Origin of the sequence: Streptomyces panaciradicis (assembly GCF_023516615.1) — a bacterium.
Lineage (GTDB): Bacteria > Actinomycetota > Actinomycetes > Streptomycetales > Streptomycetaceae > Streptomyces > Streptomyces panaciradicis.
The window spans coordinates 1-13,020 of the sequence record NZ_JAMGBF010000133.1; the positions used below are offsets into that span (position 1 = coordinate 1).

Sequence of the window (13,020 nt, forward strand, 5' to 3'; positions counted from 1 at the left end):
GGCCGGCGGCGGGGCGGACGGGGCGCGCGGGGCCGGGCACGCGGCGGCGCGGCGGTTCCCTGTCGGACACTTCCGTCACCTGCCGGGGGTCGTGGTGGGAGTGGGGCTCAGGGAGGGAGTGGGGACGGCCGCGGGGGTGCCGGCCTGCGCGACGGTGTCGGCGGGCGACTGGGCGACGGTCTCCGGCGGGCGCAGGACCAGCGGGATCTGGGCGGCGGACTGCTGGGCGGCGGCCGAGGGGACGCCCTTGACCTTGCCGTCGGGGCCGAGGAAGGCGGGGTCGCCGCCGGGGACCATGCCGAGCTCCCGGGCGCGGCGCTGGAGGGCGTCGGGCGCGGAGTAGGCGTCGATGTCCCGCTGGAGCGCCTGTTCCTCGTCGGTGAGGTTCTTGGTGTCCCTCTGCAGGTCGTCCTGCTTGAACGAGCCCTCGCTGAGCGCGGAGTTCAGCACCAGCAGACCGATCAGGCCGCCGCCGAGGAGGAGCACGACGAGGAGCACGAAGGGGGTGCGGGCCGCCTGCCCGGAGCTTCCCGGGCCGGGGAAGAGCCGGGCGAGACGAGCGGCCCGCCCCCTCAGTTCGGGTTTCCTACTCACACGGCCTCCAGTGAGTCCGGTTTCCCAACTCACTCACGCCCCTCATTGTTCGGCGTCCTCCCTGATGCGCTCGGCCCCGCGCAGCCGCGCCGGTGCCGCACGCCGGTTCTCGGCGACCTCTTCCTCGGTGGGAAGTTCGGCACCGCGTGTGAGCAGCTTGAGCCGGGGCTGGTACCGCTCGGGGACGACCGGCAGCCCGGGCGGCGCGGTGGTGGCCGCACCGGCCGCGAAGACCTGCTTGACCAGCCGGTCCTCCAGCGAGTGGTACGACAGCACGGCGATCCGCCCGCCGACGGCGAGCGCCTTCACCGCGGCCGGGATCGCCCGTTCCAGCACGGACAGCTCGCCGTTGACCTCGATCCGCAGGGCCTGGAAGGTCCGCTTGGCCGGGTTGCCGCCGGTGCGCTTGGCGGCCTGCGGCAGGGCGTTGCGGATGAGCTCGACGAGCCGTGCGCTGTTGTCGAACGGCTCCTTCTCGCGCTCGCGCACGATGGCGGACACGATCCGCTTGGCCTGCTTCTCCTCGCCGTACGCGCGCAGGATCCGGACGAGTTCGCCGGGCGGGTAGGTGTTGAGGACCTCGGCGGCGCTGATGCCGGTCGTCTGGTCCATGCGCATGTCGAGGGGGGCGTCCTGGGCATAGGCGAAGCCGCGCCCGGCCTCGTCGAGCTGCATGGAGGAGACGCCGAGGTCGAACAGCACGCCCTGCACGCGCGCGATGCCGAGCCGGTCCAGCACGCCGGGCAGTTCGTCGTAGACGGCGTGCACCAGAGTGGCGCGCTCGCCGAAGGTCGCCAGCCGCTCGCCGGACAGGCGCAGCGCCTCCTTGTCGCGGTCGAGGGCGACGAGCCGGGCCTCCGGGAAGCGCCGGAGAAGAGCCTCGCTGTGACCGCCGAGTCCGAGGGTGCAGTCGACGACCACCGCTCCCGGCCGCTCCAGCGCGGGCGCCAGCAGGTCCAGGCACCGCTGGAGCATCACCGGGACGTGTCGACTCTCGCTCAAGGGGCCCTCTCAGATCCGGCTCGGCCGTACGCACCGCCGGGTCCCCGCCCGCTCGTGAAGGGGAGGCCTGCCGGCGCCGGAAGCGTCAGCCGGCCGGGAGCGGGAGGAGGCCGAGCCGTACGTACGCGCCGCGCACGTGGGGAGAGCCCGGAAAATCGCCGGGTCTCCGGGATGTCAGTCCAGCAGGGAGAGCCTCGCCTCCCGCTTCGCGTCACTTTAGTCCACGGTGTCTCGCGGTCAATCAACCGGCCTGCGCGTCGCGCCCCGAGGTGCGCGCGAAGCGGCATACCGGGGAAAATCACCCGTACGGCTTTCCACCCGCCACCTGTGTGGGTTACCTCACACGAGGACCGTGATGACGCTCTTTTCCCGCTCCCACCCGCAGACCAGATCGGCGGTGACCAGTAACGTCATGAGTATGACGACTTCCGCATCCGTTTCCACCGAATCCGAAGGCGCCATACGAGGCGGCACGGTCACCGACCGCCTGGTCGAGGCGAACGAACGCTACGCCGAGGCGTTCACCGACCCCGGGATGGACGCCCGTCCCGTGCTGCACGTGGCGGTCGTGGCCTGCATGGACGCCCGCATCGACCTGCACAAGGCGCTCGGTCTGCAGCTCGGCGACTGCCACACGATCCGCAACGCCGGCGGTGTGGTCACCGACGACGTGATCCGCTCCCTCACCATCAGCCAGCGCAAGCTCGGCACCCGCAGCATCGTCCTCATCCACCACACCGGCTGCGGCATGGAGACGATCACCGAGGACTTCCGCACCGAGCTGGAGGAGGAGGTCGGCCAGCGTCCCGCCTGGGCCGCGGAGGCCTTCGCCGACGTCGACCAGGACGTCCGCCAGTCCATGCAGCGGGTGCGCACCTCGCCGTTCCTGCTGCACACCGACGACGTGCGCGGCTTCGTCTTCGACGTGCGGACCGGTCTGCTGCGCGAGATCGACCCCGCGTGACCGGTCCCCGGCCCTTCTCGTTCCTCGCACAAGTCGCGCATGCTGGAGCCCAAGCACCGTAAAACCCGACATATCGCGGCCACTTGTCCACAGTCGAGTGACACGAATCGGTAACGGCAGCAAGAATGCGGGGTGTGGCGCCGCGCGGGACGTTTCCCGCGTGGTGTCCGTGATTCGGGGTGGGCCGGGGCGTGCAGCTGAGCATCGGCCCATGAAAGAACGGGCCGAGGAGGGCCGGGTGACGACCTATGACGATCGAGCGAGCCTTAGTGATCTGACTGCCACTGTGGAGCGCGTCCGCAGTTCGGTGGAAGGAGTGATCGAGGGCAAGCCCGAGGTCGTACGGCTTTCGCTGACCGTACTGCTCGCCGAGGGACATCTTCTGATCGAGGACGTCCCCGGCGTGGGCAAGACCATGCTCGCCAAGGCACTGGCGCGGTCCATCGACTGTTCCGTGCGGCGTATCCAGTTCACCCCGGACCTGCTGCCCTCGGACATCACGGGCGTGTCGATCTGGGACCAGCAGCGCCGCGACTTCGAGTTCAAGCCCGGAGCGATCTTCGCGCAGATCGTGATCGGCGACGAGATCAACCGCGCCTCGCCCAAGACCCAGTCCGCGCTGCTGGAGTCCATGGAGGAGCGCCAGGTCACCATCGACGGGCAGACCTACGAGCTGCCGAGCCCCTTCATGGTGGTGGCCACGCAGAACCCGGTGGAGATGGAGGGCACCTACCCGCTGCCCGAGGCCCAGCGCGACCGCTTCATGGCCCGGGTCTCGGTGGGCTACCCGAGCGTGGAGGCCGAGCTGCAGATGCTCGACGTGCACGGCGGCGTGTCCCCCCTGGAGGACCTGCAGCCGGTCGCGCACGCGCACGACATGGTCAAGCTGATCGAGGCCGTCCGCTCGGTGCACGTCGCCGAAACGGTCCGGCGCTACGCGGTCGACCTGGTCACGGCCACCCGTACCCACCCCGACCTCAGACTCGGCGCCTCCCCGCGCGCGACGCTGCACCTGCTGCGCGCGGCGAAGGCCTCCGCGGCCCTGAGCGGCCGGGAGTACGCCCTGCCGGACGACATCCAGGCGCTCGCCGTCGCCGTCCTGGCCCACCGGCTGCTGCCCACGGCGCAGGCCCAGCTCAACCGCCGCACCTCCGAGCAGGTCGTCCAGGAGATCCTGCAGCGCACGCCGGTGCCCGCGACACCGCAGCAGGGCGGCTTCGGCGGCCTCGGGCGCGGCACCTCGGCCTACGGCCAGCAGCCGCCGCGGAGGCTGTGATGGCCACCGGGGCGGGCGGGCCCGCGGACGCCGACCGCGGTGAGAAGGGCGGTATCCGCACCGCCCTGGCGGGTCTGACCACCCGCGGACGCTCCTTCCTGGCCGCCGGCATCGCGGCCGCGATCTGCGCCTACGTCCTCGGCCAGAGCGACCTGCTGCGCGTCGGCCTGCTGCTCGCCGCGCTGCCCCTGGTCTGCGCGGTCTTCCTCTACCGCACGCGCTACCGGGTGGCCGGCAGCCGCCGGCTCTCCCCCGCGCGCGTGCCCGCAGGCAGCGAGGCCCGGGTCCATCTGCGGATGGACAACGTCTCCCGGCTGCCCACGGGCCTGCTGATGCTCCAGGACCGGGTGCCCTACGTCCTCGGCCCGCGGCCCCGCTTCGTGCTGGACCGCGTCGAGCCGGGCGGGCGCCGCGAGGTCTCCTACCGCGTCCGCTCCGACCTGCGCGGCCGCTACCCGCTGGGCCCGCTCCAGCTGCGCCTGACCGACCCGTTCGGCATGTGCGAGCTGACCCGCTCCTTCTCCTCGTACGACACCCTGACGGTGATCCCGCGCGTGGAGGCGCTGCCACCGGTGCGCCTCAGCGGCGAGTCCAAGGGGTACGGCGACGGAAGGCAGCGGTCGCTCGCGCTGGCCGGCGAGGACGACGTGATCCCGCGCGGCTACCGCTACGGCGACGATCTGCGCCGGGTGCACTGGCGCTTGACCGCCCGCTACGGCGAGCTGATGGTGCGCCGGGAGGAGCAGCCGCAGCGTGCCCGGTGCACGGTGCTGCTGGACACCCGGGGCATCGGCTTCCGGGGCGCGGGCCCCGACTCGGCCTTCGAGTGGGCCGTCTCGGGCGCGGCGTCCGTCCTGGTCCACATGCTGGAACGGGGCTTCTCGGTACGGCTGTTGACCGACACGGGCAACTCGGTGCCCGGCGAGGGCGCCGACGGGTTCGCGGGGGCGAGTCAGGAGACCGCCGACGCGGCGGGGCTGATGATGGACACCCTCGCGGTCGTCGACCACTCGGACGGCGCGGGCCTGTCCCGGGCGTACGACGTGCTGCGCGGCGGCAACGAGGGGCTGCTGGTGGCCTTCTTCGGCGACCTCGACGAGGAACAGGCCACGATCGCCGCCAAGATGCGCCAGCGCAGCGGGGGCGCGCTGGCCTTCCTGCTGGACAGTGACACGTGGGTGCGGGAACCCACCGATGTGCCCGGGCCGTTGAACCGGCGTGAGGAGCGGCTGCGGATGCTGCGGGAGGCGGGCTGGACGGCCCTGAGCGTGCCGCGCGGCACCGCGCTGAGCGAGCTGTGGCGCCAGGCGGACCGCGAGCGCGCGGGCCTGGGCGTGGCCGCGGCGAACGCGGCCGACGCCGAGGGGGCGGGCTCATGAGCGGGCGGGCACGACTGGCACTGTGCGCCTGGGCGGCCACCCTGATGGCGTCCTGCGCCCTGCTGCCCTTGGTGACGCCCGCCACCTGGATCCTGCAGGCGGCCCTCATGCTGGGCGTGCAGAGCGGTGTGGGCGCGGCGACCCGGCGGGTGCCGCTGGCCCGGCCGCTGACGGTGGCGGCGCAGGCGCTCGTCACCCTGCTGATGCTCACCCTCGTCTTCGCCCGGCAGCAGGCGTTCCTCGGGATCGTCCCCGGCCCCGAGGCCTTCCGGCACTTCGCAGAGCTGCTGCAGCAGGGCGGCGACGACATCGCGCGGTACGCGATACCGGCACCGCTGGAGTCGCACGGCATCCGGCTGATGCTGCTCGGCGGTGTGATGATCATCGGGCTCGCGGTGGACACCCTGGCGGTGACCTTCCGCAGCGCGGCTCCCGCCGGGCTGCCGCTGCTCGCGCTGTACTCCGTCGCCGCCGGGCTGTCCGACGGCGGCACCGACTGGCTGTGGTTCCTGGTGGCGGCGGCCGGCTATCTGATGCTGCTCCTCGCGGAGGGCCGGGACCGGCTCTCGCAGTGGGGGCGGGTGTTCGGCGGGGCGCCGCGCACGCCGGGCGGGGAACCGGGCGCGGTGGCACCGGTCCGTACCGGGCGGCGCATCGGGGTGCTCGCCCTCGGGCTCGCCCTCGTGGTGCCGGCCCTCCTGCCGTCGATGAGCGGCGGTCTGCTGGACGGCGCCGGGACGGGCGTGGGCGCCGGCAACGGCAGCGGGGGCACGATCTCCGCGGTCAACCCCCTGGTCTCGCTGCGCGACAGCCTGAACGTGGACGAGGACCGCCAGGTCCTGTCCCTGAAGACCAACGGCGACGTCGCCGACCTGTACCTGCGGATCGTGTCCCTGGACGACTTCGACGGCAGCACCTGGAAGCCGTCCAAGCGGCACGTCACCGGCGTGCCGGACAAGCTCCCCACCCCGACGGGCCTCGGCCCGGACGTCAAGCGCGCGGAGATCGAGACCCGTGTCTCGGCGGCCGACTGGTACGCCCAGGACTGGCTGCCGATGCCCTACCCGCCCAGCGGCGTGCAGGTCGGCGGCAAGTGGCGCTACGAACCGGTGGGCATGACGCTCGTCGGCGACCACGGCGAGACCACCCGCGGCAAGACCTACCTGGTCAAGAGCCTCGACGTGCAGCCGACGGCGGAGCAGCTGGCCGACGCGCCGGAGCCGCCCAAGGCACTGAAGGACGAGTACACCCAGCTGCCGAAGTCGCTGCCCGACGTGGTGCGGACGACCGCCCGCAAGGTCACCGAGGGCGCGACGAGCCACTACGAACAGGCGGTCAAGCTCCAGGACTGGTTCGCGGTCAACGGCGGCTTCCAGTACAGCACCCAGGTGCAGGTCGGCACCGGCTCGCAGGCCATAGCGAAGTTCCTGAAGGACAAGGAGGGCTTCTGCGTCCACTTCTCCTTCGCGATGGCCGCGATGGCCCGCAGCCTGGGCATCCCGGCCCGGGTCGCGGTCGGTTTCGCGCCCGGCACCCCGCAGTCGGACCGTTCGGTGTCCGTCGGCCTGAAGGACGCGCACGCCTGGCCCGAGCTGTACTTCGAGGGCGTGGGCTGGACCCGCTTCGAGCCGACCCCCAACCGGGGTGTGACGCCCTCCTACACCCAGTCGGACACGCCGGGCAGCAGCCTTCCGGACCTGCCGCGGAGCTCGCAGTCGGCGGGAGCGTCCGTGTCCGCGGCGCCGTCGGCGACCACGAGCTGCGGGGTGCAGCAGAAGAAGCTCCAGGAATGCGGCAACGCCCTTCCGGCGGACACGGCCACCCCCGGTGGCGGCGGTCCGGCCTGGTACGAGATCGCGGGATGGACGCTCCTCGGCCTGCTCGCGCTCGTCGTGCCGCTGCTGCCCATGCTGTGGCGCATCCGCCGGCGCACGGTGCGGCTCGCCTCGGCCCAGCACTCGGCGTCCGGCACGGTGTCGGCCCGCGGTCGCGACGAGCGGGCGGCGGACGGCCTCGCCGCCGGTGAGGTCACGCTGACGGGCGTCTCGACGACGGCGGTCGAGGCGGAGGCGCGGTACGCGGCCGAGATGGCCGCCGGGCATGTGCTGGCCGTCTGGCGCGAGCTCACCGACACGGCCTGGGACTACGGCATCGTGCCGGACGACGCGCTGACCCCGCGGAAGGCGGCGGCGCGGATCGTACGGCTCGGGGAACTGGAACCGGCCGCCGCGGAGTCGGTGCACCGGGTGGCGAGCGCGGTGGAGCAGGTCCTGTTCGCGCCCCGGCCGCACGCCGCGCCCGGGCTGGCCGACGACGTCCGCAGGCTGCGGACGGCGCTGCGGGCACGGGCGAGCCGGACGACCCGGGTGCGTGCGGTGCTGGCGCCGCGGTCGGCGGTGCGCGCGCTCTGGGACGCCTCGGACCGCTGGAACGCCTTCAAGAGCCGCACGGCGGAGCGCCTGACCGCACTGGCCCGCCGCCCGTCGGGACAGCAGAGCGGCTGACGGGCGCAGGCGGCGAGGGCCCGCCGCCGCGCATACGTGAAGGGGTGACCACCCGGTGGGTGGTCACCCCTTCATCGTCATGGGGAGCGCTAGTGGCCCTGCTCGTCGCGGCGCCGCTGCCAGCGCTCTTCGATGCGGTCCATCATGGAGCGCTTCGGCCGTCCCTGGCGACGCGCGTGCGGGGCGCCCGCGGCGGGCTGTTCACCCGGCTTGGGAGCCTTGCGCCAGCCGGTCACGGCCAGAACCGCACAGCCCAGCATGACGAGGAAGCCCACCACGCTGAGCCAGACCTGCTTGGCGACCATTCCAGCCATGAGGAGCGCGATACCCACGAGGAAGCCCGCGACCGCCTGGTAGACCCGCCGCCGGGTGTACGTACGCAGCCCGCTTCCCTCGAGCGCCGACGCGAACTTGGGATCTTCGGCGTACAGCGCTCGCTCCATCTGCTCGAGCATGCGCTGCTCGTGCTCCGAGAGCGGCACGGAGTCCTCCTCATCGTGCAGTCGCCGGGGCGACCCGGGGGTCCCTTCAGGATAGGCAGGGAATCGCCCCCGTGAAACCCGCCCCTCTGCGCCAATTGGCCAACCGGATTCCGTCATCGACGTCCCGGCTCGTTGAATCTTCCATTCCCCAGCGGCCGACCCGTCATGCCGGGTGATCTCCTTCGATCATACGGCCCCGAGCCCCCGAACGGGGGGCCTGTGGCGTACTCCATGCGCAGCCAACCCGCTGATCAGCGGCGCGCCCCGGGAGGAGGCTCAGGCCCCGTCGGCCCCTCGCGTCTCACCGAGCACATGAAGCTGGGTGGCCACGGAGTGGAACGCCGGCAGTTCGGCCGCCGCCTCCTCCAGCTTCAGCAGCGCCTCCAGGGCACCGGGCTCGGTGTCGACGAGCACGCCCGGGACGAGGTCGGCGAAGACCCGTACGCCGTGCACGGCGCCGACCCTGAGGCCCGCGCCCTCGACGAGCGCGGTGAGCTGCTCGGCGGTGAACCGGCGCGGCACGGGGTCGCCCTCGCCCCACCGGCCGTTCGGGTCGCCGAGCGCCTGCCGGGCCTCCTTGAAGTGCCCGGCGAGGGCCCGCGCGAGCACGGCGCCGCCGAGGCCGGCCGCGAGCAGGCTGAGGACGCCCTCGGAGCGCAGGGCGGCGACCGCGTTGCGCAGGCCCTCCGCCGGGTCGTCGACGTACTCCAGGACGCCGTGGCACAGCACCACGTCGTGACTGCCGCGCTCGACCACGTCGAAGAGGCCGTGCGCGTCGCCCTGCACACCCCGCACCCGGTCGGCGACGCCGGCCTCGGCGGCGCGGCGCTCCAGCGCGAACAGCGCGTTCGGGCTGGGGTCGACGACGGTGACGCGGTGGCCGAGGCGGGCCAGGGGCACCGCGAAGTTGCCGCTGCCGCCTCCGGTGTCGAGGACGTCCAGCGCGTCGCGGCCCGTGGCCTTGATCCGCCGGTCGAGGGCGTCCTGGAGGACTTCCCAGACCACGGCGGTACGGAGAGAGGCGCGAGGTCGTAGCGGGTCCGACACGGCAGTTGACTCCTCGGCGCGGCACCGCCTGTTGCACGGCGGAGCGAACGGGCTGCCTTCCCGGCCCGGGGGTCGCGGCGGGGAAGACTTCAGGCGTTCTCCACCCTATTGCCTCGGACGCCCTGCCTGGTCACCGTGCGGCGTGCCCTGCGGAACGTTTCGTACGGCGGCCTCGGCCTCCCCGCGCCGGAGCTTCGCGTCGGTGCCTCGCGTCGGTCGCACCTGGCCGGTCAGCCCGTGTCGGGGAAGTCCCGGCCGGTGTCCGGGTCCGCCCCGGGGTGGTCGGCGTCCTGGCGGGGCTGGGGCAGGACCGGCTGGAGGACGAGCATCCGCTCGACGAGGCGCAGGAACATCGCCACGTCGCGTATGAGGTCGTCGGCGTCCCGGCGGGTGGCCGCGCCCTGGATGCCGGCCTCGGCCCGGGCGCGGCGCCGGGCCCCGGAGGCGAACAGCGCGCTCCACTCGGTGAGTTCGGGCGCGATCTCGGGGAGCACTTCCCAAGCGCTCCGGATGCGGGCCCGGCGCCTCGGGGTGAGCTCCGGGCGGCCTCGCGCGGCGAGGACCGCGGCGGCCGTGCGCAGGGCGGCGAGGTGGGCCGTGGCGTAGCGCTCGTTGGGCGTCTCGAGGACCGCCGCCTCGTCCAGTCCGGCGCGGGCCTGGGCGAGCAGGTCGAGGGCGGCGGGCGGGGCGGCGGCCCGGCGGAGCACCGGGTGCACGTCGCTGGCCGGTCCGGTCAGTGAGGGGGCAGGGCCGGTGGCGCGGCGCCGGCGGGCGGCTGCTGCGGGGTGACTGGCCATGACGAACCTCCTGTCGTCTGCGTGACGGCATGCCCACATACGGGATGTCGTATGTGGGCATCGTGGGGTATGGCACTGACAATCCGTTCCGACCTGGGCTTTTGCTTCGATCGAAAGTTCGGAGTAGTTTTTGCACTGACCAGTCAGTTCAATTGCACTACACATCGAGGGATGGGGGGAACCGTGCCCGGAATCGGTGTCACGGCCCGCGGACTCGGGCTCAAGGGGCCGCGCGGCTGGGCCTTCCGCGACATCACGTTCGACGCGGAGCCCGGCGCGCTGCTCGCGATCGAGGGCCCGTCCGGGTCCGGCCGCACCTGCCTGCTGCTGGCGCTCACGGGCCGGATGAGGTCCACCGAAGGAGTGGCCACGGTCGGCGAGTGCAAACTGCCCAAGCACCTGGCGGCCGTCCGGCGCGTCGCGGCGGTGGCCAACGTCGCCGGGGTGACCGACCTCGACCCGGCCCTGACCGTCGGCGAGCACCTGCGCGAACGGGCGCTGCTGCAGCGCCGGTTCGGCGACTCGCTGCGGGAGCTGCTGCGCCCGCGCGCCGAGCGCCTGCTTGAGGCGCGGCTGCGGATCGACGCAGCCCTCGCCGCCGCCGGCCTGGACACGGAGACGCTGCCCAAGGGCTCGCGCACCGCCGTACGCGACCTGGAGCGGCTCGAGGCGCTGCGCCTGTCCGTCGCCCTCGCCCTCATCGGCGGCCCGCGGCTGCTGGGCGTCGACGACACCGACCTCAAGCTCTCGGACGCCGAACAGGCCGAGGTCTGGGCGCTGCTGGAGTCCGTGGCCCGGGCCGGGACCACGGTGCTGGCCGTCTGCAGCCAGGCCCCGCGGGACCTCGCGACCGTGAGCACCTCGGGGAAGGAGAAGGCCGATGCGCTCGCCGAGACTGGCCGCTCTTGAGCTGCGGCGCTTCGGCAGGGGGAAACTGCCGCGCGCCGCGCTCGTCGCCCTGCTGGTGCTGCCGCTGCTCTACGGCGCCCTGTACCTGTGGTCGTTCTGGGACCCCTACGGCCGCCTCGACCGCATCCCGGTGGCGCTCGTGAACGACGACAAGGGGGCCACCGCCGACGGCAAGCGGATCACCGCGGGCGACGATCTGACGAAGGGGCTGCGCGACAGCGAGGTCTTCGAGTGGCACGAGGTGAGCGACGCGCAGGCACGCGCGGGCGTGGAGAACGGCACCTACTACCTGTCGCTGACCATGCCGGCCGACTTCAGCAGGCGGATCGCCTCCAGCGCGGGCGACTCCCCCGAGACGGGCGCGCTCCGGGTGCGCACGAACGACGCCAACAACTACATCGTCGGGCAGATCTCCAAGACGGTCTTCAACGAGGTCCGCACGGCCGCGTCCACGAAAACCTCGCGCTCGTTCCTGGACCGGATCTTCATCTCCTTCTCCGACATCCACGGCAAGACCGTGCAGGCCGCCAAGGGCGCCGACCAGCTCCACGGGGGCATCGGGAAGGCGAAGAAGGGCTCCAAGGACCTCGCCGACGGACTGAAGGACGCCGAGGGCGGCAGCGGGAAGCTGGTCAAGGGGCTGACGAAGCTCCACAAGGGCGCCGGTGACCTGGCGGACGGCTCGCGGCAGGTCGCTGCCGGCACGCAGACGCTCGCCGACAAGGTGAACGCGGTCGACAAGAAGGTGGGCCCTTTCCTGAAGGGCAACGAGAAGACCATCGGGGACACCGCCCGCCTGGTCGCCCACTCCGCCCAGGGCATCCGCGACAACCTCGACGTCCTGGTGCGCACGGCCCCGGCCGCCGCCAAGGGCGCCCACACCGCCTCCGACGCGCTCGACGCCGTCTACCGGGCGCGCTGCGAGGACCCCGTGCTGCCCGATCCGGCCTGCTCCGACCTGAAGAAGGCCAAGGTCGCCGCCGCCGACGTGGCGACGATCGCCGACGACCTCAACACGCTGATCGACGACCAGGACGGCGACCTGAAGAAGCTCGACGCCAACCTCGCCACCCTCCAGAAGCAGGCCCAGGCGCTCGCCGACCGCGCGCCGCACCTGTCGGAGGACCTCACCGACGCCGTGGCCAAGATCAACAAGCTGAACGAGGGCGCCGGGAAGGTCGCCGCGGGCGCGAAGAAGCTGAACCAGGGCCTCGGCACGGCGGCCTCCGGAGCCTCGGCCCTGGACAAGGGCATCGGACAGCTCGAGACCGGCGCGCAGACCCTCAACGGCGGCATGTACAAGCTCGCCGACGGCTCCGGGAAGCTCGCGGGCGGCCTGCACGACGGTGCGGGCAAAATCCCCGACTACGACAAGAAGGACCGCGATCAGCGCACCGAGGTGATGGCCGACCCGGTCGGGCTGGTCTCCAAGGACCTGCACAAGGCGCCCAACTACGGCACCGGCTTCGCCCCGTACTTCATCCCGCTCTCGCTGTGGGTGGGCGCGATGGTGGCGTACATGCTGATCGCGCCGATGAACCGGCGCGCGCTCGCCACGGGCGCCCCGGCCTGGCGGATAGCGCTGGCCGGCTGGCTGCCGGTGGTGGCCGTCGGCGTCCTGCAGACGGTGGCCCTGATGTCCGTCCTGCACTGGGCGATCGGCCTGGAGATGGCCCGGGCGGCCGGCACGGTGGCCTTCCTGTTCCTGGTGACGGCGTGCTTCGCGGCGATCGTGCAGTGGCTGAACGCGCGCTTCGGGGCGGCGGGCCGGATCCTGGTGCTCGCCCTGCTGATGCTGCAGCTGACGTCCGCGGGCGGCACGTATCCGGTGCAGACCAGCCCCTGGTTCTTCAACGCCATCCACCCCTTCCTGCCGATGAGCTACATCGTGGAGGCCCTGCGCAGGCTCATCACGGGCGGCGGTCTGGTGCCCGTGTGGCACGCGTGCGTGGTGCTCCTCGCCTTCACGGCCGGCTCCCTCGCGCTGACGGCGCTGTCGGCGCGCCGCCGGCAGGTGTGGACGCTGGACCGGCTGCACCCGGAGCTGACCCTGTGATCCCGAAGAA

11 protein-coding genes are annotated in these 13,020 nt (G+C 72.7%); 6 read left to right on the forward strand and 5 right to left on the reverse strand.

What is annotated here, in order from left to right:
- Positions 1-75: 75 nt before the first annotated feature.
- Together ftsL and rsmH are read right to left on the reverse strand one after the other, a co-directional pair.
- Entirely contained in the window at positions 76-594 is a 519-nt protein-coding gene (gene ftsL / locus M8J74_RS34050; protein WP_249840138.1) for a cell division protein FtsL, read from the reverse strand.
- A gap of 42 nt (positions 595-636) precedes the next feature.
- Positions 637-1,596, reverse strand: a complete 960-nt coding sequence (gene rsmH / locus M8J74_RS34055; RefSeq protein ID WP_249840139.1) for a 16S rRNA (cytosine(1402)-N(4))-methyltransferase RsmH — start codon at positions 1,594-1,596, stop codon at positions 637-639.
- 355 nt (positions 1,597-1,951) lie between these two features.
- On the opposite strand from rsmH, the gene M8J74_RS34060 reads away from it, so the two are divergent.
- The 4 genes from M8J74_RS34060 (at position 1,952) to M8J74_RS34075 (ending at position 7,719) form a co-directional block, all read left to right on the forward strand.
- Complete coding sequence (locus M8J74_RS34060) at positions 1,952-2,560, forward strand: beta-class carbonic anhydrase (RefSeq protein ID WP_372500352.1); 609 nt, start codon at positions 1,952-1,954, stop codon at positions 2,558-2,560.
- Between the two features lie 238 nt (positions 2,561-2,798).
- A complete protein-coding gene (locus tag M8J74_RS34065) occupies positions 2,799-3,836 on the forward strand; it encodes an AAA family ATPase (protein WP_249840173.1) in 1,038 nt (345 codons plus the stop codon).
- Positions 3,836-5,215 (forward strand): DUF58 domain-containing protein, encoded by a 1,380-nt coding sequence (locus M8J74_RS34070; RefSeq protein ID WP_249840140.1) that lies wholly within the window; start codon positions 3,836-3,838, stop codon positions 5,213-5,215. The genes M8J74_RS34065 and M8J74_RS34070 overlap by 1 nt, the downstream gene beginning before the upstream one ends.
- Positions 5,212-7,719, forward strand: coding sequence for a transglutaminase TgpA family protein (locus tag M8J74_RS34075; protein WP_249840141.1), 2,508 nt, complete (start codon positions 5,212-5,214; stop codon positions 7,717-7,719). Before M8J74_RS34070 ends, M8J74_RS34075 begins: the two co-directional genes overlap by 4 nt.
- An 89-nt stretch (positions 7,720-7,808) precedes the next feature.
- On the opposite strand, the gene M8J74_RS34080 is transcribed toward M8J74_RS34075, so the two are convergent.
- From M8J74_RS34080 to M8J74_RS34090, 3 genes are all read right to left on the reverse strand, one after another.
- Positions 7,809-8,201 (reverse strand): SCO2097 family morphological protein, encoded by a 393-nt coding sequence (locus M8J74_RS34080; RefSeq protein WP_058925830.1) that lies wholly within the window; start codon positions 8,199-8,201, stop codon positions 7,809-7,811.
- Positions 8,202-8,477: 276 nt separating this feature from the next.
- A complete protein-coding gene (locus M8J74_RS34085) occupies positions 8,478-9,248 on the reverse strand; it encodes a methyltransferase (protein ID WP_249840142.1) in 771 nt (256 codons plus the stop codon).
- Positions 9,249-9,478: 230 nt separating this feature from the next.
- Complete coding sequence (locus M8J74_RS34090) at positions 9,479-10,045, reverse strand: SAV_6107 family HEPN domain-containing protein (RefSeq protein WP_058925828.1); 567 nt, start codon at positions 10,043-10,045, stop codon at positions 9,479-9,481.
- Positions 10,046-10,216: 171 nt separating this feature from the next.
- On the opposite strand from M8J74_RS34090, the gene M8J74_RS34095 reads away from it, so the two are divergent.
- Positions 10,217-10,954, forward strand: coding sequence for an ATP-binding cassette domain-containing protein (locus tag M8J74_RS34095; protein WP_249840143.1), 738 nt, complete (start codon positions 10,217-10,219; stop codon positions 10,952-10,954).
- Positions 10,926-13,010: a YhgE/Pip family protein gene (locus tag M8J74_RS34100; RefSeq protein WP_249840144.1), complete on the forward strand. Its 2,085-nt coding sequence runs from the start codon at positions 10,926-10,928 to the stop codon at positions 13,008-13,010. The genes M8J74_RS34095 and M8J74_RS34100 overlap by 29 nt, the downstream gene beginning before the upstream one ends.
- Positions 13,011-13,020: the final 10 nt, after the last annotated feature.